We start from the raw sequence: 25,532 nt of genomic DNA, 5'->3' as shown, positions 1-25,532 counted from the left end.
CGGAAGCGATTTCAGGCGGCGTGAGCTTCGTCGCGAATGCGGGCCTTGATGTTATCGACCATATTCTCGCGGATAATGGTTTCGCCATGTGCTTCGCGCATATGCTCAACGGCGCGGCGAACCACTTCGGCGTCGTCCTTGGCGCGCGTATGCCAGTCACAACCCGGGACGAGCGTACCACATTCAAACAAGCGCATATCTTCCTCCACATAGTCAACGACGTGCAATGCCTTCATGTCGAAGGACATGAAGGCTAGAACGCAACGATCGTAAAAAAGTTTCGTCGTCCGGCAGTGCTCTCGCGTGCCGGACAGGTGCATTCACGTCACTCCGGCATCGCCCAGGCTTTGAAGCAGTCGGACGATTGATAGCGTGTCAGGGGTGTCTGCTTGACCGCGCGATCAGCCGTCATGCGGGCGAGATCGGTCGGTGATTTGCCTGCCAACTGCATTTTGACCTGCTCTATGAAGCAGGAGAGCGGAAGGTCGGATCCGCTGCGGACCCTCATGTCTTCCGCCAGCCGGACGATAAATTCCGGGCTGTCTATCGTGCGCGAAAGTTTCTGTTCTTTCGGCAATTCCGAGACTTGGTTCTGTACTGCCATTGCAACCTCCTCCGATTGAAACGAGCATCACCCAATCTAGGCACTTCCCCCCGTCGATTTCAGATCTTTTTCGATCATTTTATGTTGAACGGCCACGGCGCATCATGGTGGTCAGACCGTATCCACTGCGCTTAGGCTCAATTTTCGAATGCTTTGCTCGGAAACCGCCGCTTGTCCGCGGCGGTAGCTTTGGAAGCTTTCCGCCTGTTCTTCGAACAGCGAAATGTTCCAACTCATTGAATTCACGCGATTCCAGGAAAACTGCCGCACACTTTTCCTGGAATTGCCCTAGGGCCAACGTACGACCGGCGGCATTGAGGACAGGATCGACTCGACGTTGCCGCCCGTCTTCAGCCCGAATATCGTACCGCGATCATATAACAAATTGAACTCTACATAACGCCCGCGGCGGATTAATTGCTCGTCGCGATCCTCTTCCGTCCATGCCTCGTTGAAGCTCGAACGAACGATGCGCGGATAGACCATGGAAAATGCCCGGCCGACATCGCGGGTAAAGGCAAAATCCGCATTCCAGCCGCCGGCTTCCTCTTCCGAGTGCAGCCAGTCGAAGAAGATGCCGCCGATGCCGCGCGGTTCGTTGCGGTGCTTGAGGAAGAAATAGTCGTCGCACCAGGTCTTGTAGCGCGGATAGTCGGCGACGGTGTGCCGGTCGCAGACGATCTGCATGGCGCGGTGGAAGAGGACGCTATCCGGATCTTCCTGGGTGCGGCGGCGATCGAGCACCGGCGTAAGGTCGGCGCCGCCGCCGAACCATTGGCTCGTCGTCACCACCATGCGGGTATTCATGTGTACTGCGGGCACATTCGGATTGACCGGATGGGCGATCAGCGACAGGCCGGAAGCCCAGAAACGCGGATCCTCTTCGGCGCCGGGGATCTGGCTGCGGAAGTCAGGCGAAAACTCGCCGTAGACGGTCGATGTGTGAACGCCGACCTTCTCGAAGACCCGGCCTTCCATCATGGACATGCGCCCGCCGCCGCCCTGACCATTCTCCCGCTGCCAATCCTTGGCGACGAAGCGTCCCGGCTCCTGGTCGGAGAGGGGGCCGGCAAGCTCGTTTTCGAGCTGTTCGAACTCGGCGCAAATGGCGTCGCGCAAGCTCTCGAACCAGCCTCGCGCAGCCTCCTTCTTTGCTTCAATGTCTTCAGGTAGTCCTTTGGGAAGATTGGGTCGTTCCATGCATGCTCTCCGACGGTGCGAGCAGCCGGTGGCCCGCGATTCGCACCTTATTTATCGTCATGTTGAATACCAGCAATGCTGCACCGCAACCAGTGCAGCGACGTCGCAGGAGAATCGACTCGCAAATTTCTCGGTGCGGTACTATGGTCCCTCCCACAGGCGAGGTTTTATCATGAAGATACCTGGACCGCCGCCCCTGGATGGGCTGAAAAACAGAATATTCCGCTATCGGCAGGAACAGGCCGCCGGCGGAAGCAGCGAGTTCATACGCGAAACTTTTTGTCTCACTCGTCCTGAGGCACGCGCCAAAGCACGCGAGTGGTTCGACGAATTCCCCAAGGCGGCTTACTGGACCGAAGTCGAAAGCTGGCGCCAGATCGATGGCGAGCGTATCGAATTCACCATGCGGCGCCTGCCGTCGGCAGACTGAGCCGAACCAACACCGATCTTTGATGGCGGGCCAATTGCCTGCCCGATCCTATTGTGTGTTTCGCAACCGGCTCTCGATCAACAGGCCGCTTTCATCCAGGATCGGGTGAGCCACCGAAACGATATGGGCATTGATGCGCTTCAGATCGCGCAGCATGTCGAGATGCAGCGAACTGGTTTGCAGGCTGTCGATGCGGCCGTCGCGCAATCTTTCCAGGTGACGCTCCGAGGACTGCTTTTCGAGCCGGCGCACGTCAACCTTCACTTCCATGAGCTGCCGAGCGAGATTGAAATCGCGTGTCACGAGGATCGTCTGGGCGACGCGCAGATTATCGATGGTCAGGCTGAACAAGCTGCGCAGCTCGCGATAGCCGTCATCCGAGAAGGTGAGACCCTTGTCGATTTTCTTGGCCACCTGCTCGGCAAGCCCTTTCTCGATGATATCGCCGATATGCTCGAGATTGATGGCATAATCGATGATGACGATCGAGCGCCGGCCGTTTTCGTCGTCCAGTCCGGCGTGTCCCAGTTTCGACAGGTAGATCTTTACTTCCTGCTGGATGCGGTCGACGCGCTTTTCCAGAACCGGAATTTCCCTCAGAGGCGAGAGATCATTGTCGTTGAAGGCATTCTCCGTGCGGATGAGCATACGTTCGATGAGATCGCCCACGGCCAGAACCTCGCGCGTGGCGCTGGCAAGGGCGACGACCGGGGTCGTGAGAGCCTGCTGGTCGAGGAATTTCGGCCCGTCGTCGGTCTGGGGATCGTCCGCCACCATCCTGAGCATGGTTTTTGAGAGCAGGCTGGAAAACGGCCACGCGCAGATCGCAAGGACGATGTTGAAAAGCAGGTGCGCGTCCACCGGCAGTTTGGCGGGCGACAGATGCAGGCTCTGCATCCAGTCGCCGATATAGCCTGCAAGGGGGAGCACGATGAGACAGCCGATGGCGCGTACGATCAGATTGCCGAGCGTGACGCGTCGGGCGGTTGCCGGACCCGAAAGCGTCGCCATGACGGGCGGGATTGCTCCACCGAGATTGGCACCGAGGACAAGGACGACCGTCAGAGCGGGGGACAGAATGCCCGTGGAGGCGAGCGAGAGGATCAAGACGACGACGGCGAGGCTCGACGACGATACGAAGGCGAGCACCGCAGAAAAGATCAGCGCGACCGGGAGTGCGCCGTCCAGAAGGCCGATGAATGCGCCAAGCGCTGCCGATTGCCGCATGGGTGCGGTCGCAAGGCTCAGAAGTTGCAGCGACAGCAGCATGAGGCCGATACCGATCAGCGCTGCTCCGGCTCCCTGCTTGGCGGTCGAGGAGCGGCGATAAAGCACGATGCCGATCAGAATGATGAGGGGCGAGAGCCATTCGATGCCGGTGGCGACGATCCATGCCGTTACGGCCGTGCCGACATTAGCGCCGAGCAGCACGATCTGGGCCATGCTCGGCAGAACGAGATCGCGCTCGACAAAGGAGGCGATCATCAACGCCGTTGCCGTGGAGCTCTGCAGCGCAAGGGTCGCAAAGAAACCGGATACGAACGATCGCGTGCCGCTGCGGGTTCCCTTGGCAAGGCCAGTTCTGAGGCGTGCACCGAAAGCGCGGGACACGCCATCCTTCACCTGAGCAAGGCCGAACAGCAGCAGACCGACGGCGCCGAACAGGTTGATCATGACAATGGTTGATTCCATTTTCTTCTAATTCTTCCTCATGCCTTCATGCGCAACTGAATCCGAAAGCGATAATAACCTACTGAAAAGGCATGAATTTCAGCACATAATCGTGTTGGATGAGAAACGACAATTTTGCTTGCCGGCTAAACATTATACGCTTGCCGCGAGCATAGTCCACCTGCGATTGCGACATATTGGGTCAACAATTGCGCAGGTTATGCCATCAATGTGGCTTGGATGGGGGCAATGCGCCGGCCGAGCCGGTTTCGGCCTGCGGCGGTGCGGGCGTCGGATTTTCGGAAAAGGCCTTCTTTACCCCATCAATCGTCACTGCACGCGGTTTTGAGCCGAGCGGCGTGGAGGCAGCCCCTGTGTGCGCCGGTGAAGGCCCTTTCGGCGACCCGGACGCATCGTCTTGCACCTTCGCCCCGGTCTCGGCCATCTTCGGTACGGTTGCCAGGATTTCTCTGAGCGCCGATGTGACGGGCAGATGCCCGTTCAGATCGGTGTTGGTATGATGCCCTGCATTCGGCATGCGCCTGTTGGCATCGATGAACATGCGCGAATTGATTTCGCCGAACCAATCCCATTCGCCCATGATGTCCATGACGTCAGTGAAAGCCGGCGGCATGGCGATGCGGGCGCCGATCGTCACGATCCTGGCATGTTGCGCCAGCTGCGCGATCCGGGCCTCATCCTGCTTGCACAGGTCATGCAGCGCTGCGGCAAGCACGAGATTGCCCTTGGAGTGGCCGGTCAGAAGCCGAAAGGAGAGGCGTGTGTCCGCAAGCAGTGCCTGAACAGTGCGGGTATCCAGGCTGGTGCGGCTTGCCGACTTCGCACGATGCGCGCCGACTTTGGGGCGCCCGGCCAGATCGTCAAACGCCTGCAGAAGCGGGCGCATTCCTTTCAGGTGACCGAAGAAGAACAGGCCGCCGAATGTTTCCGTGATGACATCGGCAATGCCGTAGCCGGAAACGACAACGGCGACCGGTCCATCGATCGCGTCCGCCACGTTCCGGGCGAAGGCCGCCGCTCCCAGCGCCGAGCCGCCGATGCCGGCGACCGCCAGTGCGCGCACCTTGTCTCCGCCGCGCAATACGAACTCGTCGACCGTCTCGCAAAGCGCAATCGCAGCGCTGCCACTCGGCGGAACGATCATGATCGCGCCCTCCGCCGCAAGCGAGTCGCTGATATAGAAGACTTCCTCGGGTCGGATCACCTTGACGTCATAAAACAGCGCATCGAGTGCCAGGTTTCGCTGTCGAAGCGCCTCGAGCGCGAGATTTCGCGCAGGCGAATGCTGCAGCCTTTCGGGTAGGCTCAACGTGCGTGCGAATTGGGTAAGGGAAAGCGTGAATGCCGTCTGGAACATGGGTCACCTCGCCAAGGTTGCCTGAGTTAGAGCATTCCAGAGCGAAGCTTCTCACACTTTATCCGGCGTGCCAACGCCTATTCGGGTGCGACATTCCCGCCCGGTGCCTGATGTGGCGACCATTGCGTTTGCCGCAGCGCTTCGCCTGAGATCATCGCGGCGGACATGGCGACATTGATCGAGCGCTGGCCTTCAACCATGGGGATCAGAATGCGGCTATCGGCCCTGTCGTGCACGTGGTCGGGCACGCCGGCGCTTTCCCGGCCGAAGAGAAGGATATCGTCGGCGCGGAAGATAAAGTCTGTGTAGGGTTGCGCCGCCTTGGTGGAGGCCAGCACCAGCCGTCGCCCACTTTCCAGGCGCCATGTCTCGAAGCGCTCCCAGTTCACATGTCTCGTCAGCGTGACGGCCGAGAGATAATCCATGCCGGCTCGCTTCAAGTTGCGATCCGATATGTCGAAGCCGGCCGGTTCGATGATGTCGACGCCGAGGCCGAGGCAGGCGGCCAAGCGCAGGATCGTACCGGTATTGCCGGGGATGTCGGGCTGATAGAGGGCGATGCGAAGCTTTGTCATGCGATTGCACCTAGCGAACTCGCCAGGATTTGTCTTCGATTTTCGTCGCTCGGTTGGCTTTCGTGATGGATCCCATCAGCAGAATTGAAGAATTCCGCCCATTTTTCGCGCATATTTCGCTTTCCAAATTAAAAAATGCGCGCTACAAGGTGAGCGCTCTACAACCAGCGAAAGAGGAGGCTCAGATGGATATCCTATTTGTAATGATGCGCCTCCGTGCCATGAACCCACGGCCCTGAATAAGCCGCTCTAGGACGCAATTTCGCAAGGTTCCCCCCTTTTCGTTTAGTTACGCGGCCGGTATGGCCTCGTTCTTTCATCGTCCGGCCACCATATCTGTCTGCGACCTTCGGGCGCATTGGGTGGCAAGAGGTCGAGTCTTTGGAGCATTTCAATGTTTGGCTGGTTTGAACGCCGACTAAATCCGTTTCCGAGCGAGATACCGGGCGCACCACCCCGTGGCCTTCTTGCCTTTTGCTGGCACTATACCAAGCCCGCAGCACCCTGGCTGCTCGCCATGAGCATGCTCTCGATGCTGATCGCGATCGGTGAGGTGGCTCTGTTCCAGTTCCTTGGCGATATCGTCGACTGGCTGACCAAGGCGGACAGGGCGACGTTCCTGCAGACGGAATGGCCGAAGCTGTTCTGGATGGGGGCGATGGTGCTGGTCGGCCTGCCTTTGGCGGCGGTGCTCGACAGTTTCATCATGCACCAGGTCCTGCTCGGCAATTATCCGATGATCGCGCGCTGGCAGATGCATCGCTTCCTGTTGCGCCACAGCATGACCTTTTTTGCCAACGAGTTTGCAGGCCGCGTCGCCACCAAGGTGATGCAGACCTCGCTTGCCGTTCGCGAGACGGTCATGAAGACGCTCGACGTCTTCGTCTATGTCGCCACCTACTTTATCTCGATGATCTTGATCATCGGGGCGGCCGACTGGCGTCTGATGTTGCCGATCCTGGTTTGGCTTGCCATCTACATTGCCATCGTCGCCTATTTCATTCCGATCTTGCGCAAGATCGCGGCCCAGCAAGCCGATGCGCGCTCGATGATGACCGGCCGCGTGGTCGACAGCTACACCAACATCGCCACGGTGAAGCTGTTTTCGCATGCGGGCCGCGAGGAGACCTATGCCAAGGCCGGCATGCAGGAATTCCTCGGGGCCGTGCATCAGCAGATGCGCAAGGTAACGCTGTTCAATGCCGCCGTTTACATCAACAACTGTGCGGCCTTGTTCGTCGTTTCGGCAATGTCGATCTGGTTCTGGCTTGGCGGGTCGATTTCCGTCGGCGCCATTGCCATCGCCATTGGTCTTGCCATGCGTGTCAACGGCATGTCGCAATGGGTGATGTGGGAGGTTTCGGCGCTCTTCGAAAACATCGGCACCGTCTATGACGGCATGGAGATGATGGCGAAGCCTCACGATATCGTGGACAAGCCGGCAGCCCCTGGCATCGCTGCCAAGCAGGGTGCGATCCGCTTTGATCACATTCGCTTCCATTATGGCAAGGCGAAGGGCGTGATCGAAGATCTGAGCCTCGACATCCGTGCCGGCGAAAAGGTCGGTCTTGTCGGACGCTCGGGCGCCGGCAAGACGACGCTGATGAACCTGCTTCTGCGCTTCTACGATCTGGAGAGCGGTCGCATTACCATCGATGGCCATGATATTGCCGGGGTCACGCAGGACAGCTTGCGCGAAATGATCGGCGTGGTGACGCAGGATACATCGCTGCTTCACCGCTCGATCCGTGACAATATCGCCTACAGCCGTCCGGATGCCACCGACGAAGAGGTCATCCAGGCCGCCAAGCGCGCGAATGCCTGGGACTTCATCGAAGGCCTTGTCGACATGCAGGGCCGGACTGGCCTTGATGCACAAGTCGGCGAGCGTGGCGTGAAGCTGTCAGGCGGCCAGCGTCAGCGTGTGGCGATTGCCCGCGTCTTCCTGAAGGACGCACCGATCCTGGTGCTCGACGAGGCGACCTCGGCGCTCGATTCCGAAGTGGAAGCGGCGATCCAGGAAAACCTCTTCGCGCTGATGCACGGCAAGACGGTGATCGCGATTGCTCATCGCCTGTCGACGTTGACGGAGATGGACCGCCTCGTCGTGCTCGACAAGGGCCGGATCATCGAGACGGGCTCGCATCAGGAATTGGTTCAGGAGGGGGGCATCTACGCCGAACTCTGGAACCGCCAGTCCGGTGGCTTCCTGGCCGATCACGAAGAGGTCGAGGCGGCGGCGCAATAGAGATGACGAGAGGGCGGCGAAAGCCGCCCTTTTCATGTGCGGGAAGAGCAGGGCGGACGGTCGCTCGAAACCTAACGAAAATATAACCTTTGCAACGCGGCCATTTCCTTTGCGCCCGTGGGGAAATTGCCTATATCGCTGGCATGCTCATCCGTTCCGTATACCGCCTGTTCGAAACCTGGATCGATCCTTACTACCGCAGTGGCGATCTCCGCCCGCCACGGTCGCTCGGTGCCTTCATCTGGTATTATGTCGGTCAGGCCAAGGGGCCATTCCTGGCGATGGCGGCGCTCGGCGGTGCCGTTGCCATGCTGGAGGCGGCGCTCTTCTGGTTCGTCGGCCATCTGGTCGATATTCTCGACAAGGTGAAGCCGGGCGAGGGGTGGAGCGGGCTTCTGGACGGCCACGGCGCGACATTGCTCGGCATGGTCTTCGTCGTTCTTGTCGTGCGCTTTGTCGTCGTCAGCCTCGGCGCGCTGGTCGAGGAGCAGGTTGTCGTTCCCGGCTTTTTGAACCTCGTGCGCTGGCAGGCCTATCGGCATGTGGCGAGGCAGTCCGTCGAATTCTTCCAGAACGATTTCTCCGGCCGGGTGGTGACCAAGGTCTGGTCGGCGGGGCAGGCCACGGGCGATCTCGTCGTGTCGCTGCTGCAGGTGGTCTGGTTCATCATCATCTATGCCGCCTCGACGATCGCGCTGGTCGGCGGTTTGGACTGGCGGCTGGCCCTTGTCATTGCGGTCTGGATCGTCGTTTTTTCGTTGCTCGCGCGCTACTTCGTGCCGCGCATACGCCGCCATGCACGTAACGCGGCCGAGGCGTCGTCGATGCTGAACGGCCGCATGGTCGATGCCTATGCCAACATCCAGACGCTGAAACTCTTCGGCCGCGAAGAACAGAATGATCACTATATCCGCAACGGCTTTGATCGCTTTCAGGCCGCCGTGATGCCGTTTACACGGCTGCTGACGGGCGTTCGCTCGTCATTGGCGCTGCTATCGGGCGTGATGATTACGACGATCGGCGCGCTTGCCGTTCACCTCTGGCTTTCGGGTGAAATTTCGACTGGCGGCGTTGCCTTCACGCTCAGCATGGTGCTGCGGTTGAACATGCTCTTCGGCCGCATGATGGCGCAATTCAACGCCATCATGCGCAATCTCGGCACGATCCAGAATTCGGCCGAGATGATCTCCGAACCTATCGGCCTGGTCGATCGGCCAGACGCCAGGGACCTGGCCGTCACCGGTCCGGACATCCGTTTCGACAACATCACTTTCCATTACGGGCGCGGCGGCGGCATTATCGACAATTTCTCGCTGAGCGTCGCCGCCGGCGAGAAGGTCGGCATCGTTGGTCGGTCCGGTGCCGGCAAGACCACGCTCGTCAACCTGTTATTGCGCTTCTACGATCTCGAGGGTGGCCGGATCCTGATCGACGGGCAGGACATTGCAGCCGTGCGGCAGGAGTCGCTGCGTGGCGCGATCGGCATGGTGACGCAGGATACTGCGCTCCTCAATCGCTCCATTCGCGACAACATCCTTTTCGGTCGCCCCGACGCTACCGACGAGCAGATGGTGGAGGCGGCGCGGCAGGCAGAGGCCGACCGCTTCATCGCAACCCTTGAGGATCAGAAGGGACGCACGGCCTATGCCGCCCATGTCGGTGAGCGCGGCGTCAAGCTTTCCGGCGGTCAGCGTCAGCGCATCGCGATCGCAAGGGTGATGCTGAAGGACGCGCCGATCCTCGTCCTCGACGAGGCGACATCGGCTCTGGATTCCGAAGCCGAAGCCGTACTCCAGTCCAATCTCGATACGCTGATGAAAGGCAAGACCGTTCTTGCCATCGCGCACCGCCTCTCGACCATTGCAAAGCTCGACCGGCTGATCGTCATCGACAAGGGCAAGATCATCGAGGAAGGCACGCATGAGGAGCTGATTGCCCGTGGCGGTCTTTATTCCGAATTGTGGGCGCGCCAGTCCGGCGGCTTTATCGCGGTGGATGCCGACTGACTTCAGCTGCTCTCGTCGATTTCTGCGTCTCAGCTTCCTGCAGGATGAGGAACACTGAACTCCGTCATGAGGCCGAAGTGGTTCGAACCCATCGCGTCGGGGATCTGCTTGACCGAGATCAGCCGCAACGGTGCTCGGGCAAAGACATGGTCGATGCTGATGCCGTAGGCACCGGCCACGATCGGCCAGGTCGCAGGCTCGGGGAAGGCGTGACGGAGACTGGTTGCCGCCAGAAAGTCGCGCATGTCGGGCGCGATGACCGAGGCATTGAAATCTCCAGCGAGGATAAGCGGCCCTTTCACGTCGTTGAGAATGGGTGCGAGAAGACCGAGCTCGATCTGGTGAAACGCATCGAAATACGGCTTGCTCAGATGCGCTGAGGCGAAATTTACGGGCTGGCCATCCATGTCGATGGTGACGAGGATAAAGCGATTGTCCCAAAGGCTGCCGAGGCTGCGCATGAGCTGGCTCTGAAAAGGCCTCTTCGACAGCAGCAGCGAATCGCAATCGGTCGTGATCACGCCGCAGCCGACGCGATAGGGATAGGTCTTCGTGAGACGGTCCATCTGCGAAAAGACTGGTCCCGCCTCGAAGATTTCGACCACATCGGCTTTCGAGTCGATGATGAAATCGGAGATGCGCGCGCCATTTTCAAAATTGCTGTCCTCGATGTTGAAAGAAAGTAGCCGGAAACGACCGCCACCCGCCTCGGCTGAGGCGACGAGAGACGATGTCCCATATTCCTGAAGCATCAAGACCGAGTGAAGCAGAAGAACAACGCCGCCGGCGATCAGGAAGAGGGCATACCAATGACGCTTGACCGCGAATGCGATCAGGGAGAGTGCGATCGCAAACAGGCTGATATGCGTTTGCAGGCTTTCGAAAAAGGCCAGCAGCCAGGAGTCGGCGACATAACGCGCCGAGAGGATGCCAACAGCCAGCGTGGCGAGGACACATAGAACGCAGTAAACCGTATGCCTCATGAGACGTTCTCGTGCTTCATCTTCAGATAATTTCATTGGGCAAGACCGCGAGCGCAATCCTCACCAAATCCCGAGGGAAATCCATTTGGTTTAAAGAGGTAAGACCTCGATCAAGACGGGACATTGCTGTGATTTTTATGGATATTTTTGCAACGCAGCATTGAAATCATTGGATATTTTGCCATGCAACATAAATGGATGCTTCGAAAATTCTTTGTTTTTTCATGCGTTTAACTTTAGCGACCCGTGATGGGGGAAATTAAGCCCCCCTCTTGCGACGCTATAGCGCAGTTTTGCCGCGACATTGTGCCCTCTACGCTTGCCAAGACTGGACATAATTTGCGATCAAGCTTAGAACGCAGCGGGTTACGGAGGAATCTATGGCGGAATTATGGTCGCGATGATTCGCCGTTAGTGAGAGGGGTACCGCGGTTTTGCCGTGGTTTGCGGGAAGAGGATGTGCAGCGTTGAGCGAGCATAGTACGACAAGTGAATCCACAGGCGAGCCTACGCGCCGCGATTTCCTTTATTTGACGACAGGTATGGCCGGCGCCGTCGGTGCGGTTTCGGTCGCATGGCCGTTTATCGACCAGATGCGTCCGGATGCATCGACGCTTGCTCTTGCTTCCATCGAAGTCGACGTGTCGAGCCTCGAGCCTGGCATGTCTCTCACGGTGAAGTGGCGCGGCAAGCCCGTCTTCATCCGCAACCGCACGCAAAAGGAAATCGACGATGCCAAGGGCACGCAGCTCTCGGATTTGAAGGACCCGGTCGCCCGCAACGCCAATCTTCCGGCCGATGCCCAGGCAACCGATATCGCCCGTTCTGCTGGCGACGGCAAGGAAAACTGGCTCGTGATGATCGGCGTCTGTACCCATCTGGGCTGCATCCCGCTCGGTCAGGCAGGTGAATATGGCGGGTGGTTCTGTCCTTGCCATGGTTCGGTCTACGATACCGCCGGGCGCATCCGCCATGGGCCTGCGCCGATGAATCTTGCGATTCCGCAATATGCGTTTACGTCGGAAAAGAAGATCAAGGTCGGTTGAGGGGGAGCTGAATCATGAGTGGTCATTCGTCTTACGAGCCATCGACAGGGCTCGAAAAATGGGTAGACGCGCGGCTTCCGCTGCCGCGTATGGTCTACGATAGTTTCATTGCCTACCCGGTCCCGCGCAACCTGAACTATGCCTATACGTTCGGTGCCATGCTGGCCGTCATGCTGCTTCTGCAGATCCTGACCGGTGTCGTCCTTGCCATGCATTATGCGGCAAATACGGGTATCGCCTTCAATTCGGTCGAAAAGATCGTTCGCGACGTCAATCACGGCTGGCTGCTGCGCTACATGCATGCCAACGGCGCGTCCTTCTTCTTCGTCGCCGTTTATCTGCACATTGCCCGCGGTCTTTACTACGGCTCGTACAAGGCGCCGCGTGAAATCCTGTGGATCCTCGGTGTGATCATTTATCTCCTGATGATGGCGACTGCCTTCATGGGCTACGTTCTGCCCTGGGGCCAGATGTCGTTCTGGGGTGCAACGGTTATCACGGGCTTCTTCTCCGCCTTCCCATGGGTCGGTGACTGGATCCAGACCTTCCTGCTCGGCGGCTTTGCCGTCGACGATCCGACGCTCAATCGCTTCTTCTCGCTGCACTATCTGCTGCCGTTCATGATCGCGGGTGTCGTTATCCTGCACATCTGGGCGCTGCATGTGACCGGCCAGACGAACCCGACCGGCGTCGAAGTCAAGCTGAAGACCGATACCGTGCCCTTCACGCCCTACGCGACGCTGAAGGATGCGCTTGGCGTTTCCATCTTCCTGCTGGTTTTCGCCTACTTCGTCTTCTATCTGCCGAACTTCCTCGGCCATGCGGATAACTACATCCCGGCCAATCCGTTGAAGACGCCGGCCCACATCGTTCCGGAATGGTACTTCCTGCCGTTCTACGCGATGCTGCGCTCGATCACCTTCAACATCGGCCCGATCGACTCCAAGCTTGGCGGCGTTCTGACGATGTTCGGCGCGATCATCGTGCTGTTCTTCCTGCCCTGGCTCGATACGTCGAAGGTTCGCTCGGCTGTTTATCGTCCCTGGTACAAGCTGTTCTTCTGGCTATTCGTTGCCGATGCCATTCTGCTCGGCTGGCTTGGCTCTCAGCCCGCAGAAGGCATCTACACCACGGCTGCACAGTTCGCGACGCTGTTCTACTTCCTGTTCTTCCTCGTCATCATGCCGATCCTTGGCATCGTCGAGACACCGAAGCGCATTCCGAATTCGATTACGGAAGCGGTTCTTGAAAAGCAGGGCGGTAAAGTTGCCGCTCCGGCGCAAGCGTAACCGGCGATAGAGGAAGAAAACGATGAAGAAGTTGATTGTCGGCCTTCTGTCGCTCACGCTCATCGGTGGTTCGGCAAGCGTTGCCGCCATCGCCGCCGAGACGAAGCCTGCCGCAGAAGCCGAAACGCCGCACTATCCGCTGAAGGAGCCGCGCGAGCAGCATTGGAGCTTCTCCGGTCCGTTCGGCTATTATGACAAAGCGCAGCTCCAGCGTGGCCTCAAGGTCTATACGGAAGTCTGTTCCGCCTGCCATTCCATGAAGCTGGTGGCTTACCGCACGCTGGAAGATCTGGGCTATAACGAAGCCCAGGTGAAGGCTTTTGCAGCCAATTACGAAGTCCAGGACGGACCAAATCCTCAGGGTGAGATGTTCACCCGCAAGGCTCTTCCGTCCGACCACTTCAATTCGCCGTTCCCGAACGACGAAGCTGCTGCTGCATCGAACAATGGCGCCGTGCCGCCGGATATGTCGCTGCTTGCCAAGGCTCGCGAAATCGAGCGCGGCTTCCCGCAGTTCATCTTCGATATCTTCACCCAGTACCAGGAAGGCGGCCCGGATTATATCTACTCGCTGCTGACCGGTTATGAAGAGCCGCCCGCAGGCTTCAAGGTGCCGCAGAACTCGCACTACAATCCGTATTTCGATGCGGCTGCGACCTTTGCGATGCCAAAGCCACTTTCGGACGGTCAGGTGACCTATGACGACGGCTCGCCGCAGACGGTCGACCAGTATGCGCGTGACGTAGCGGCTTTCCTGATGTGGACCTCGGAACCGCATCTGGAGGATCGCAAGCACCTCGGCTTCATGGTCATGGTGTTCCTGCTGATCTTCTCGATATTGATCTACCTCACCAAGCGCTCCGTATACGCCAAGGCTGGCGCTCACTGAGCGCTACAGGGATTAAGCGAAAAGGCGGCCTCTTGGGGCCGCCTTTTTTGTTGGTATAGCGCCCCGGTCTTGGTAGGGTGCCGCCGGCCCTATCATAGCCTTGAGAGTACTGATTTCATGAACACCATTGCCTCGGAGCTCGCTGCCAGCATCCGTTCCATTCCGGACTATCCCAAGCCCGGCATCATCTTTCGCGACATCACGACGATGCTTGGCGACGCCAGGGCCTTCCGCCGCGCGGTGGATGCGCTGGTGCAACCCTATGCCGGCACCAAGATCGATAAGGTCGCCGGGATGGAAGCACGCGGCTTTATCCTCGGCGGCGCGGTTGCGCATCAGCTGTCGGCCGGCTTCGTGCCGATCCGCAAGAAGGGCAAGCTGCCGCATGATATCGTGCGCATTGCCTACAGCCTGGAATATGGCGTCGACGAAATGGAAATGCATCGCGATGCCGTCAATCCGGGCGAGAGGGTCATCCTCGTGGATGATCTGATCGCGACGGGTGGCACGGCCGTCGGCGCGACGAAGCTGCTGCGCCAGATCGGCGCCGAAGTCGTCGCCGCCTGCTTCGTGATCGATCTGCCCGATCTTGGCGGCCGCAAGAAGCTCGAAGAGCTTGATGTGCCGGTTCACACGCTGGTGGAATTTTCCGGACACTGACCGGAGGGATCAATTCTGCGGAGAGGCATCCGTCTCCCCGCAGTGGTTTCATTCAAATCCCAAGACGGTGCTTTCGAAGCGCAAGACCGGGACGCCGTGCTGGTTGAAGCCGTCGCAGGCGAGCGTATGTAGTACCCGACCTGGGCGCGATGCCAGTGGGCGGCTGGCGAGCAGTGTCACGCCATAGGTGATGGTGTCGCCGGCAAAGACCGGGCGCAGCCATTGCAATGCCTTGAACCCCGGTGATGGACCAAGTTCCGGCGGCGTCTGGCCTTCGGCGGTCAGGCGGGATCTTTCGGATTTCCAGAAATCCACGAAGCTGCGCATCCACATGGCGCAACTGTGCCAACCGGAGGCGCAAAGGCCGCCGAACAGGGTTTCCTTCGCAGCCTCGGCATCCATGTGAAAGATCTGCGGATCGAAGCGCGATGCGAAGTGAATGATGCTTTGCGGCGTGAAGGTGTGGCTGCCGATTTCGATCCGCTCGTCAATGGCATAAAGGTCTGTCAGCTTCATGCTGAAGCCTCCGTGCCGCGCATGCGGATCATCGTCGAGTTCTCGCCAAGGCAAACAATCTCACCCTTCTGATTTTCGATTTCGTGACGGAACTTGACGATGCCGATGCCGGGCCGCGAACGCATGGCGCGGACTTCCAAAACGATGGAGCGACCCGAAAGCGTGTCTTCGGCCAGAACCGGCTTTTTCCAATCCATGAAGTCGATGCCGGGAGCGCCCTCGGACTCGGAGTTGAGAAGATAGGAATCGCACATCATGCGCATGAACATGGAGGATGTATGCCAGCCAGAGGCGGCAAGTCCGCCGAGAATGCTGGCGCGGCCGGCCTCTTCATCCAGATGCATTGGCTGAGGATCGAATTCGGTAGCAAACTCAATGATCTCTTCTGCCGTCACATGCTTGGGGCCGAGCGCAAATTCGCGCCCCGGCTGAAAATCCTCATAGGACAGTTTCGTCATCTTTCCTGCCATCCTCCACATCGCATCTTTCGGCAATCGCATAGCCGGCGGCAGGGGTGCAAGCATTTTCATGGGCTGACCGAAGCAGATTGGCGCTATGGATCTTTGCCACTCGCCACCTCTTGATTGTGGGATAGCGATATGATGAGGCTAGATCGCAAGACGCTGGCACGGGAGTCACCATGAGCGAACTCAAGATCGCACTCGAAGAGGCGGCAGGTGAGGGCATCATTTCCTCAACCCAGGCGGAGCGGCTGCTTCCCTATCTGGCCCAGAGAAACATCGGCGTTACTGCGATCGGAGGCGATCGCTCCGCACACCAGCCGACCGATGCGCCCAATTCCCTGGAAGATACGGAAGCGCCAAGATTTATCCGCGGCTTTCATGATGTGCTGATCACCATTGGCATCGTCGTGCTTCTGGTCGGTCTATGGGGATTGGCGAACCGCTATGTCTCGCTGGTTGCGATCGTCATTCTGGCTGAGGTCTTGGTGCGGCGCCAGCGATTGGCGCTTCCGGCGGTCGTCCTGACGATCGCCCTGGTCCAGTGGCTCATCTACACGATGATCAGCTACATAAGCTCGGCACCGTCCCTGGTGGATAATTTTACCCTGGCTGCGCTGGTTCTTGCTGCACCATTGCCGCTCGTCCTGTCGCTCTTTTATTGGCGCTACCGCGTGCCGTTGTCGTTGGCGCTTCTGCTTTTCTCGCTCTTCGGCCTGCTGCTTGCGGCGATATTCTATGTCATCGGCTCTGCGCTCGGCTCCTCGAATCTGCCGATCGATTATCCGATCCTGACGCTCGTCATACTGCTTGCGGCTGCCCTCGGAAGCTTTGCCGTGGCCATGCGTTTCGATCTCAGCGATCCCGGCAGGGTGACGCGCCGTTCCGATGTGGCATTCTGGCTCCATCTGGCCACGGCTCCCGCCTTGCTCTATTCCACCATCCTGCTCGCGCTGCGCCTGGAACTCGCCAATAGCGGTGTCGTCTTCACCAATCTCACCAACGTGCTCTTCGGTGGCTATACACAGGCGGTGACGGTACTGGTGGTGGTTCTGGTGATGATGCTGATCGGGCTGATCATCGATCGGCGCGCTTTCGTCACGGCCGGCCTCGTGTCGTTGGGATTGGCGACCGGCGCGCTTCTTCAGCACAACAATGCCGGCTTCGAGAAGGTCGGTTTTCTGGTCTTGATGATTGTCGGTCTGATCGTGCTCGTCATCGGCATAGGATGGGCCGATCTGCGCCGCTTCGTCGTGCGGCGGCTGCCTGAGGGAATACAGGCAAAGCTGCCGGCGCTCAGATAGGCGCCGGCAGGCTGAAACGGATCAGGTGTTGAAGCGGAAATGGATGACGTCGCCATCCTGAACGACGTATTCCTTACCTTCGTCGCGTGCCTTGCCGGCTTCCTTTGCGCCAACTTCGCCGTTGTAGGCAATGTAGTCTTCATAGGCGATGGTGTTGGCGCGGATGAAGCCGCGCTCGAAGTCCGAATGGATGACGCCGGCGGCCTGCGGCGCCTTCGTGCCCGTTTCGATCGTCCAGGCACGCGTCTCTTTCGGGCCTACGGTGAAGTAGGTGATGAGGTGCAAGAGCTTGTAGCCGGCACGGATCAGGCGGTCGAGGCCGGCTTCGTCGAGGCCGAGAGCGGACAGGAATTCGGTGGCTTCTTCATCCGGCAGCTGTGCGACTTCCGCCTCGATGGCGGCGGAAATGATGACGACTTCCGAATTCTGCTCCTTGGCCATGGCGGCAACGGCTGCCGTGTGATCGTTGCCGGTCACCGCATCGCCCTCGGCGACGTTGCAAACGTAGAGCACCGGATGCGAGGTCAGCAGGTTCAGGCCCTTGAGGATGCGGATCTCTTCGGCGTCGAGTTTCGACAGCAGCGTGCGAACCGGCTTGCCATCCTGAAGCAGCTTCAGCGAGGCTTCCATGATCGGCAGCATCGCCACCGATTCTTTGTCCTTGCCGGTGGCGCGCTTGCGGGTCTGCTCGGTGCGGCGCTCGAGGCTATCGAGGTCGGCGAGCATCAGCTCGGTCTCGATCGTCTCGGCGTCGGCGACGGGGTTGATGCGACCTTCGACATGGGTGATGTCGCTGTCTTCGAAACAGCGCAGCACATGCACGATGGCATCGACTTCGCGGATGTTGGCGAGGAACTGGTTGCCGAGGCCTTCGCCCTTCGACGCGCCACGTACAAGGCCGGCGATATCTACGAAGGAGATGCGCGTCGGGATGAGCTCTTTCGACTTGGCGATGTCGGCAAGCTTGCGCATGCGCGGATCGGGAACGGCCACTTCACCCGTGTTCGGCTCGATCGTGCAGAACGGATAATTGGCAGCCTGCGCTGCCGCCGTCTTTGTCAGCGCGTTGAACAGAGTGGACTTGCCGACATTCGGCAGCCCGACGATACCGCATTTGAAACCCATGGCACCTTGTCCATATCTTGAAAATCTTTGCAGTGCGTATGAGCGAAGGGCCGTTGCGGGTCAAGTCTTGTGCGGAAAGCGAGCCGCTTTTCCGGCGAAAAGGCTTGTTCCGAAGCGGAAAGTGTTCGCCCGGTGTAGACCGGGCGAACCATTTTTCAAAGCCGGAACACCTTCACTTCGTTGCCGCGCTCCAGCTCCTTGTTGGCAAGGAAGAGGGCGGTCTTGGCATTCTGGCTCTGCCGTTCGGCCAGCACTTGCAGCATCGCTTCCAGCCGCCGCACGGCCAGCGCCTTGTTCCGGTGCTGGGAGCGCTCGTCGCGGCAGGTCACTGTGATACCGGTGGCGATATGCGTGGCCCTGACGGCGCTATCCGTCGTGTTCTGATGTTGTCCGCCTGGACCACCGGCACGCAATGTCTCGAAACGGATATCCTCCCGTTGGACGGTCGGCATTTCCTGCGCCGTGTCGGGGAGTTCGATCTGCTTTATGCCGACGAACCAGTTTTGCCGCTTGTGCCCGGGTCTGATCCTGCTTTTGAAAATGAAGCGGATCGAGCCGCAATAATCCGAGGCGAGGCGCCGTGCCTGCGCCCCGCGCAGCGTGATGATTGCCGAAACCGGGCCGTGCGGATCGGGTGCTCGGGATGCGGCAATCTCGATCTCGCAGTCTTTTTCGCGGGCCTCGCGCTCCAGAATGGACAGCAGGGACTTCAGCGCGACCCGGCATTCCGCCGGGCCGTTGCCTGATGTTGCGAGAAGGTGAATGTCAGACATTCCAGCGCCTCCCATCTGCTCTGCGGTCCCGTGTTCGATCCTGTTTCGCTTCCTCGTGGTCGACGTTGACCTTCTTGTAGGTAATCAGCGGTTTCATCGATGCGAGGGGCCGGATGAGACCGTGTTCGGCCAGATCGGCGATGACCTGGTCGGCATTCTTGTAGGCGCCGGCGGCTTCCTCGATCGCGAGTTTGCGATCGTCGCAGATCGCGATGCCGCCCCATGGGTTGCGCAGCAATGCTTCCCGTTCCGAGCGAGTGTTGCCCGTGCGGCCATGCATGTTGCGACGATCGTATTTCCGGCCGGCGCCGTGCGAGATCGCAAAGTGTGCCTTTGCCACCGCCGGAAGCGGTTCGACGACATAGCTCAGGCTCGCCCTGGAGCCGGCGATCGGTGCGATAGGGCAACCCTGGACGGCACCCGCTCCTTTATAATGGACGTAGCCATCTTCAAACGCCCGCACGAGATTGTGCGGGACATCGGCAACCAGCCGGATCTCCGCTCGAAGGACTGCAGCGGCACGCTGCGCGATCATACGGCGATTGAGCGCTGCCCATTCGACACAAAGATCGTGAAGCATCAGCCATTGCTCGCCGGCACCGGATTGCGGGTCGAGGCCGTTGGCCATGCCGCTGCTCTCGGCGACCGTTCGGCTGAATACCTTGGCTCCCAGATCGCGCGAGCCGGTATGGACGAGCAGATAGAGCTTCTGCTTGTCCAGCCATTGGCTTGCATCATCTTCAAACAGATCCTCAACTGCCTGCACTTCGCAAAAGTGGTTGCCGCCACCGATGGTGCCCAGCGTTTCCGCGCCGAATTCGAGACCGAACGACGGATCGACGCTCGGCGTGTGTGGAACGTCGAACTCGACGCTTTCCAGACGGCGCAATGCGTCAGCCGCCTTATCGAGTTTGAATTTGCGCAGCGGCAAGTCGAACTCGAACAGGCCCATGCCACATCCGATATCCGTGCCGATCAGCTGCGGATAAACCCTTGATGCAAGCGCGGCCATGCCGACCGGTCCGTACTTGCCGGGATGAAGATCAGGAAAACCGGCGACGGAGCGCATGCCGGGAAGACTTGCGGTCTCCCGGAGCTGTTCCAGCGCGGCCCCTTCGATCCAGGATTTCGATGTAAAATAATGCGTCACCGCGGCAGCAGGCTGACCGCAGTGCATGTCGATGGGACCAGGGGTCCCTATGGAATTGCCCATGAAAATATTCCCAGGATGGGTCGATCTCTCGGCATCAACGCCGATTGAAAAAGCTCACGGCAGCGCGTCGACGCTGCTTACGCTTGTGCCCTTAAGGGGCGCGATGAAGCTGTGCTCTTCATTTTTGTGCTCCCGAACCTGAGTAAATAGAAGGCGCTTTATAAGCGAAATCGAACGAATTGCAAGCGATGGTTTTGCCGCGCGGCATCGCCTGCCTCGTTCTTCTCCGCACGAGCATGCTTGAACGATCTGGTGCGGCGCACTATAATAAGGGCATTAGCTCAAATCCCTTTCCCTGTCGTCAACGGTGATGCCGATGAGTGACAATGATGTTGTCCTAAAACCAAAGACTAAAACGAAGCCGAAGGTCGAGAGGCCGAAGCTCTACAAGGTGATACTCGTCAATGACGATTATACGCCGCGCGAATTCGTGACCATGGTGCTGAAGGCGGTGTTCCGCATGAGCGAGGATGCCGGTCATCGCGTGATGATGACGGCGCACAAGCTCGGTACCTGCGTGGTCATGGTTTGCGCGCGTGATATTGCCGAAACGAAGGCCCAGGAGGCCATCGATCTGGCAAAGCACGCCGGCTTCCCGTTGATGTTCACGACGGAACCGGAAGAATAGTGTGAGACGGTCTCGCTAGCCGGGGCGGCGGATCTGGAAGCCGGTTTTATCCTGCTGGAAGCCGCAATTGGCGTAGAAGCGTAGCGTTGCAGGGTCTTTCGAGCCGGTCAGAAGCATCGCCTTGTAGCAGTTTCTTTCCCACGCGGTCTCGACCGCCTTGCCGATCACCTGTCCGGCAAGGCCACGCTGGCGGTAGTCGGCATGGGTAACGACGTTTTCAATCAGAGCATAGGGCGCGCCGGCGCGTGTCAGATTGGGAATGACCACAAGCGTAACGGATGACGTGGCTTTTTCGCCGTCAAAGGCCGCGAAGATCGTCATGCCGGGATGGGCCAGAATGTCTGCAAAACGGCTTTCGGCAACCTGCGGGTCCAGCATCGGGTCTTCCGCGTTCAGATGCTGGTAGAGCGCAAGCAATGTCGGCAGGTCAGCCTTCTCGATTGGCCGGATGATTGTTTCGGTTGCAGCGTCCGGCATGTCAATTGTCCTTTTTGCCGAACATCCTCTTCAGCATTTCCGCCATGGGTCCCGTTTCCGGGATTTTCGGCTGGTTGTGATTGCGCGCCTGATGAATATGCGACTTGGCGGCCGGCGGCTTCTTTTCAGGTTTTGGTGTCTCGGCTTCCGCCTTGCCACCAAGAGCAAGGGCGATCTTGTTCATCAGCTGCGAATCCTCGCCGCGCACCAGCATGTCGGTGTTGTCGGCCAGCGCGTCGAACAGCGGTTCCAGCCAATCGCGGTCCACCTTGGCGAAATCGCCGAGAACGTGATTGTGCACGAGTTCTTTGGCACCGGGATGGCCAATACCCAGACGCAGGCGCCGGTACTCCTTGCCGCAATGGGCATCGATGGACTTGATGCCGTTATGCCCGCCATGACCGCCGCCGGTCTTCAGCCGTGCCTTGCCGGCCGGCAGGTCGAGCTCGTCATAGACGACAACAATATCCGAGGGTTGAAGCTTGTAGAAGCGCATGGCTTCGCCGACGGATTCGCCCGAGAGGTTCATAAAGGTCTGCGGCTTGATGAGCAGGACCTTCTGGCCGCCAAGCTCGCCTTCGGCGATCTCGGCCTTGAACTTCTTCGACCAGGGCGAAAAGCTATGACGACGGTAGATCGCGTCCACGGCCATGAAGCCGATATTGTGGCGGTTGCCCTGATATTTGGCGCCGGGATTGCCGAGGCCCACGATGAGAAGCATGCGCCTCACCCCTTGGAAAATGCCGATGCCCTTCACCACAGCGATTTGTCGGCAAAGTCAAGGCGCGATGGCGTCAGTCGTCCAGGCGAAGACCGTACTTATCGAAAATCTGCTGCTGCGTGCCGTTGGCAATGAGCGCATCGAGCGCCGCTTGCATTCGGCTCAGGAGATCATTGGGGAAATTCTTCTGGCAGGCAATCCCCATCGGCTGCTGCGACAGGATCGTTACCTTTTCCAGCGGCGTGCCCTGGCTTTTCAGCTTGGCAAAGTAAAACTCCGAAATCGGCATGAGATCGATGCGGTCGCTCATCAATTTCTTCAGGGTGGCTCGGAAATCGGTGCCGACATCGATGCGTGGAAAGCTGTTCCGGCGCAGGATCGTCTCCGTATAGTCGTCGCGCCAGGTGCCGACGATATAGCGCTTGGCATCGTCGATCGTGGCGGCGGCGACCTGGGAGCCTGTGTGCTTGACCAGAACATTGCGATCGATCAACAGCGGTTGAACCCATTTGAAGAGCTTGTCGCGCTCCTCGTTGTGGGCCGTGGCGAACACGCAGGTCATCGGATCGGATTGCGCCTGGCTATAGGCTCGAGCCCAGGGCAGGACATCGATCGTATAGTCGACGCCTATATCATTCATCACCTTAACCACCTGATCGGTGAGGGCACCGACCGGTTGCTTGCCGTCACGATAATTGAAAGGGGGGTATTCTTCGGTGGTAAAATGAACCGGCTCGGCCTGAGCTTTTGAGAGGAGCGGCAGCGAAAGCAAGGCGGCGGATAAGATCAGCACCAATTTTCGCATGCGGTTCCTCATCTCTAGGACGCCTGCGCTACGCCGGCATGTTGCTCGAATTGCTGGCTGGCCAGCGTCTTCATCAGATGATCCGGGTGCTGCGGCCGATAGAAAAGATAACCCTGGCCGTAGTCGATCCCCATGGAGCGCAACGTCGCGCACTCTTCCTCGGTCTCGACGCCTTCGGCGATCACGGTGCAATTCATCTTGTGCGAAAGCGTCGTGATGCTTTCCACCAGCATGCGGCTCTTGGCGCTGACATCCGAAGCGGTATCGTTGATGGCGCGGACAAAGGACTGGTCGATCTTGATGATGTCGACCGGGAAGCGGTTGATATAGCTCAGCGAGGAATAGCCCGTGCCGAAGTCGTCAAGCGCGATACGGCAGCCATAGCGGCAGATTTCGTTGATGGCCATCCGGGTCTCGGGATTGTCATCCATGAGAACTGCTTCGGTGATCTCGACGATGATGCGTCGTGGCGAAATATCGTAGCGCGATAGCAGGGATGCGATGCGCATCGGCAATTCCGGCTCGAATTGCAGCGGCGAGAAGTTGATGGCCAGATAGGTCTCCTGCATGGCGTCGACCCGCGAGAGGCGTGCGAAGTTGGCGATCGCTTTCTCCATGATGCGATTGCCGATCCGGATGATGGAGCCGGTTTCCTCGGCAACCTCGATTATGCGACCCGGGGGCAGAATGCCTTTCTGCGGATGGTTCAGCCGCATCAGCGCCTCAAAGCCGGCGATCGAACGATCGTCGATGTTCACGACCGGTTGCAGATAGGCCTCGAACCAGTCTTCGCTCAGGCCGCTTTCGATATGGCTTTCCAGCTCGGCGCGCCGACGGGAATCATCCAGCATGCCGTTATCGAAGATCTGGGCGCCGTTCTTGCCGTCGCGCTTCTTGGCATACATCGCGATGTCGGATTTGAGCAGCAGTTCGGCGGCATTCGTCGCCTGGCGCGGGTAAATGGCGATGCCGATGCTGGCGCTGAGACGAGCGTCGCCGACGAATGGCGACTCGAAGATTTCGGCGATGCTGGCGGACATCTCGAAGGCGCGGGCTTCCGCGTCGTCTGCGACCAGCAGGATTGCAAATTCGTCGCCACCCAAGCGCGCGGCGATATCGCCGGGGCGCAGACGCTTCTGCAGGCGGGATACCAGCTCGCGAAGGGCCGCATCGCCGGCGGCATGGCCCATATTGTCGTTGATCCACTTGAAGCGATCGAGGTCGATGAAAAGACAGGCGAGCTCGCTACGACGCAGATCCGCCTCGTCGATCTTGCCGTCGAGCGCGGTTTCGAAGCCCTGCCGATTGAGCAGGCCTGTGAGGTGATCGGTGATCGCCTGCCGCAGGTTTCGGTCTTCGGATTGCTTGAGTTCGGTGACATCGGTCATGACCGAAAGCGAAAGGCCGTCCTGGATGGCGGTGGTCTCAAGGATCAGCACGTCCATGACCAGCTCGTTGCGGCACAGGAATTTGACTGTCACGGCCAGTCGCGCGGCGCTATCGGGATTGGTGTGCTTGCGTTCGACATAATGCGCGCGCGATTCCGGCAGCACCAGGCTTGCGAATTCGCGCCCCAGCACCTCTTCACGGTCGTAACCGGTGGCGGCAAGCCAGTAGTCACTCACCGCCGCGATGCACTCGTCCTTGTCGAGCGAGAAGAGCATCGCGGGCGTCAGATTGTAGGTATCGGTGGCACGACGGTGGGCAAGCTTCAGCTCGTTCTCTTCACGCTGCAGCTTGCTCTGCATATCGTTGAAGCTGCTGGCGAGGCGCCCCATTTCGTCATTGGATTGCCAGTCGACGTGATGACGCGAGCCGAGGCGGCGCGTGGCTTCGATCGCATGCGTCAAGCGCATCAACGGCTGTATGACAAAGATGCGGTTGCCGATCAACGCCGCGCCAAAAACCGTCAGCACCGCAAAGATGAAGATGGAGATGAAGACGATCTCTTCATTCTTCAGGCCGTCGAACAGGCCAAGCTCGGGATAGTAGACGGTGATGGTGCCCAGCTTCTTGGCTCCGTCGACGCCGTTGTAGATGATCGAGCGCGAGACGGATTCCAGATTGCCCTTGTATGATTTCGGAATGGTCGACTGGGTGACGTCGAGTTGACCTGAGAGATCGCGAACGTTCACGCGGACGATCGCGCCTTCTGCGACGGTGGTGGCGCTGATCTGCGTCACGCTGTCTTCATCCAGATCCCACAGCGGCTTGGCAAGCGCCTGGGCGTTGGCAACGAGCAGGACAGTGATGTGGTCCTTGATTTCCTTCTCGGCGCGCTCAGACGACAGAAACAGAAAAAGTATGAAGAGCGGCGCTACGAAAACCAGCAGCGCACCGCAGACGATCGCGAAAAACCTGTTTTCGACCGAATGGCTCATCGTTCCGTTTGCTCCCCAGTCATAGGCCAGCCAAATCCCGGGGTGTCGATCCCTACAACTCTTTCGGGTAGATTTTCATGAATCCGTTAAATGTTGCTGAAACTCTGGGGTTAATGGAAATAAACCAAAGTCTTGTTTCAAGAAATTGT

Annotated in this window: 25 protein-coding genes; 9 read left to right on the top strand and 16 right to left on the bottom strand. The window is 59.0% G+C overall.

What is annotated here, in order from left to right; genetic code table 11:
* Positions 1–11: 11 nt before the first annotated feature.
* The 3 genes from HGP17_RS07855 to hemF form a co-directional block, all read right to left on the bottom strand.
* Positions 12–197 carry a DUF1059 domain-containing protein gene (locus tag HGP17_RS07855; RefSeq protein ID WP_168807516.1) on the bottom strand — a complete coding sequence of 62 codons (186 nt, stop codon included), beginning with the start codon at positions 195–197 and terminating at the stop codon, positions 12–14.
* A 128-nt stretch (positions 198–325) separates the two neighbouring features.
* Entirely contained in the window at positions 326–604 is a 279-nt protein-coding gene (locus HGP17_RS07850) for a hypothetical protein (RefSeq protein WP_168807514.1), read from the bottom strand.
* A gap of 288 nt (positions 605–892) precedes the next feature.
* Positions 893–1,804 carry an oxygen-dependent coproporphyrinogen oxidase gene (gene hemF / locus HGP17_RS07845; RefSeq protein ID WP_168807512.1) on the bottom strand — a complete coding sequence of 304 codons (912 nt, stop codon included), beginning with the start codon at positions 1,802–1,804 and terminating at the stop codon, positions 893–895.
* A 169-nt stretch (positions 1,805–1,973) separates the two neighbouring features.
* On the opposite strand from hemF, the gene HGP17_RS07840 reads away from it, so the two are divergent.
* Positions 1,974–2,234: a hypothetical protein gene (locus HGP17_RS07840; protein WP_168808142.1), complete on the top strand. Its 261-nt coding sequence runs from the start codon at positions 1,974–1,976 to the stop codon at positions 2,232–2,234.
* Positions 2,235–2,282: 48 nt separating this feature from the next.
* Here HGP17_RS07840 and HGP17_RS07835 read toward each other — a convergent pair whose 3' ends face one another.
* From HGP17_RS07835 to HGP17_RS07825, 3 genes are all read right to left on the bottom strand, one after another.
* A complete protein-coding gene (locus HGP17_RS07835; RefSeq protein ID WP_168807510.1) occupies positions 2,283–3,926 on the bottom strand; it encodes a Na/Pi cotransporter family protein in 1,644 nt (547 codons plus the stop codon).
* Positions 3,927–4,131: 205 nt separating this feature from the next.
* Positions 4,132–5,283, bottom strand: coding sequence for a hypothetical protein (locus tag HGP17_RS07830; protein ID WP_168807508.1), 1,152 nt, complete (start codon positions 5,281–5,283; stop codon positions 4,132–4,134).
* Positions 5,284–5,360: 77 nt separating this feature from the next.
* The gene (locus tag HGP17_RS07825; RefSeq protein ID WP_168807505.1) at positions 5,361–5,858 is read right to left on the bottom strand and encodes a tRNA (cytidine(34)-2'-O)-methyltransferase; all 498 of its coding nucleotides are present in this window, start codon (positions 5,856–5,858) and stop codon (positions 5,361–5,363) included.
* A 394-nt stretch (positions 5,859–6,252) separates the two neighbouring features.
* On the opposite strand from HGP17_RS07825, the gene HGP17_RS07820 reads away from it, so the two are divergent.
* Both HGP17_RS07820 and HGP17_RS07815 read left to right on the top strand, forming a co-directional pair.
* The gene (locus HGP17_RS07820) at positions 6,253–8,106 is read left to right on the top strand and encodes an ABC transporter ATP-binding protein (protein WP_168807503.1); all 1,854 of its coding nucleotides are present in this window, start codon (positions 6,253–6,255) and stop codon (positions 8,104–8,106) included.
* 143 nt (positions 8,107–8,249) lie between these two features.
* A complete protein-coding gene (locus tag HGP17_RS07815; protein WP_168808140.1) occupies positions 8,250–10,112 on the top strand; it encodes an ABC transporter ATP-binding protein in 1,863 nt (620 codons plus the stop codon).
* A gap of 29 nt (positions 10,113–10,141) precedes the next feature.
* On the opposite strand, the gene HGP17_RS07810 is transcribed toward HGP17_RS07815, so the two are convergent.
* On the bottom strand, positions 10,142–11,095 hold the full coding sequence (locus HGP17_RS07810) for an endonuclease/exonuclease/phosphatase family protein (protein ID WP_168807501.1): 954 nt from the start codon (positions 11,093–11,095) through the stop codon (positions 10,142–10,144).
* A gap of 467 nt (positions 11,096–11,562) precedes the next feature.
* On the opposite strand from HGP17_RS07810, the gene petA reads away from it, so the two are divergent.
* From petA to HGP17_RS07790, 4 genes are all read left to right on the top strand, one after another.
* On the top strand, positions 11,563–12,141 hold the full coding sequence (gene petA, locus HGP17_RS07805; RefSeq protein ID WP_168807499.1) for a ubiquinol-cytochrome c reductase iron-sulfur subunit: 579 nt from the start codon (positions 11,563–11,565) through the stop codon (positions 12,139–12,141).
* A 14-nt stretch (positions 12,142–12,155) separates the two neighbouring features.
* Positions 12,156–13,430 carry a cytochrome b N-terminal domain-containing protein gene (locus HGP17_RS07800; protein ID WP_168807497.1) on the top strand — a complete coding sequence of 425 codons (1,275 nt, stop codon included), beginning with the start codon at positions 12,156–12,158 and terminating at the stop codon, positions 13,428–13,430.
* A gap of 22 nt (positions 13,431–13,452) precedes the next feature.
* Positions 13,453–14,319 (top strand): cytochrome c1, encoded by an 867-nt coding sequence (locus HGP17_RS07795; protein ID WP_168807495.1) that lies wholly within the window; start codon positions 13,453–13,455, stop codon positions 14,317–14,319.
* Between the two features lie 117 nt (positions 14,320–14,436).
* Positions 14,437–14,979, top strand: coding sequence for an adenine phosphoribosyltransferase (locus HGP17_RS07790; RefSeq protein WP_034476679.1), 543 nt, complete (start codon positions 14,437–14,439; stop codon positions 14,977–14,979).
* Positions 14,980–15,027: 48 nt separating this feature from the next.
* On the opposite strand, the gene HGP17_RS07785 is transcribed toward HGP17_RS07790, so the two are convergent.
* Both HGP17_RS07785 and HGP17_RS07780 read right to left on the bottom strand, forming a co-directional pair.
* Entirely contained in the window at positions 15,028–15,495 is a 468-nt protein-coding gene (locus HGP17_RS07785) for a MaoC family dehydratase (protein ID WP_168807493.1), read from the bottom strand.
* The gene (locus HGP17_RS07780) at positions 15,492–15,953 is read right to left on the bottom strand and encodes a MaoC family dehydratase (protein WP_168807491.1); all 462 of its coding nucleotides are present in this window, start codon (positions 15,951–15,953) and stop codon (positions 15,492–15,494) included. Before HGP17_RS07780 ends, HGP17_RS07785 begins: the two co-directional genes overlap by 4 nt.
* Positions 15,954–16,135: 182 nt before the next feature.
* On the opposite strand from HGP17_RS07780, the gene HGP17_RS07775 reads away from it, so the two are divergent.
* Entirely contained in the window at positions 16,136–17,260 is a 1,125-nt protein-coding gene (locus HGP17_RS07775) for a hypothetical protein (RefSeq protein ID WP_168807489.1), read from the top strand.
* A 21-nt stretch (positions 17,261–17,281) separates the two neighbouring features.
* Here HGP17_RS07775 and ychF read toward each other — a convergent pair whose 3' ends face one another.
* The 3 genes from ychF to HGP17_RS07760 form a co-directional block, all read right to left on the bottom strand.
* Positions 17,282–18,385, bottom strand: coding sequence for a redox-regulated ATPase YchF (ychF, locus tag HGP17_RS07770; protein ID WP_168807487.1), 1,104 nt, complete (start codon positions 18,383–18,385; stop codon positions 17,282–17,284).
* Positions 18,386–18,540: 155 nt separating this feature from the next.
* Complete coding sequence (gene prfH, locus HGP17_RS07765) at positions 18,541–19,158, bottom strand: peptide chain release factor H (protein WP_168807485.1); 618 nt, start codon at positions 19,156–19,158, stop codon at positions 18,541–18,543.
* The gene (locus HGP17_RS07760; protein WP_168807483.1) at positions 19,151–20,371 is read right to left on the bottom strand and encodes an RNA ligase RtcB family protein; all 1,221 of its coding nucleotides are present in this window, start codon (positions 20,369–20,371) and stop codon (positions 19,151–19,153) included. The genes prfH and HGP17_RS07760 overlap by 8 nt, the downstream gene beginning before the upstream one ends.
* 316 nt (positions 20,372–20,687) lie before the next feature.
* Here HGP17_RS07760 and clpS point away from each other — a divergent pair, with 316 nt between their 5' ends.
* Positions 20,688–20,999 (top strand): ATP-dependent Clp protease adapter ClpS, encoded by a 312-nt coding sequence (gene clpS / locus HGP17_RS07755; RefSeq protein ID WP_168807481.1) that lies wholly within the window; start codon positions 20,688–20,690, stop codon positions 20,997–20,999.
* Between the two features lie 15 nt (positions 21,000–21,014).
* Here clpS and HGP17_RS07750 read toward each other — a convergent pair whose 3' ends face one another.
* The 4 genes from HGP17_RS07750 to HGP17_RS07735 form a co-directional block, all read right to left on the bottom strand.
* Entirely contained in the window at positions 21,015–21,476 is a 462-nt protein-coding gene (locus HGP17_RS07750) for a GNAT family N-acetyltransferase (protein ID WP_168807479.1), read from the bottom strand.
* Position 21,477: 1 nt separating this feature from the next.
* Positions 21,478–22,197: an aminoacyl-tRNA hydrolase gene (gene pth, locus HGP17_RS07745; RefSeq protein WP_168807477.1), complete on the bottom strand. Its 720-nt coding sequence runs from the start codon at positions 22,195–22,197 to the stop codon at positions 21,478–21,480.
* Positions 22,198–22,270: 73 nt separating this feature from the next.
* A complete protein-coding gene (locus HGP17_RS07740; protein WP_168807475.1) occupies positions 22,271–23,002 on the bottom strand; it encodes a transporter substrate-binding domain-containing protein in 732 nt (243 codons plus the stop codon).
* Positions 23,003–23,016: 14 nt separating this feature from the next.
* The gene (locus HGP17_RS07735) at positions 23,017–25,383 is read right to left on the bottom strand and encodes an EAL domain-containing protein (protein WP_168807473.1); all 2,367 of its coding nucleotides are present in this window, start codon (positions 25,381–25,383) and stop codon (positions 23,017–23,019) included.
* Between the last annotated feature and the right edge of the window lie 149 nt (positions 25,384–25,532).

The sequence above is a fragment of the Rhizobium sp. P38BS-XIX genome, assembly GCF_012641435.1.
Lineage (GTDB): Bacteria > Pseudomonadota > Alphaproteobacteria > Rhizobiales > Rhizobiaceae > Rhizobium.
This window is presented reverse-complemented; position numbering and strand designations above follow the sequence as displayed.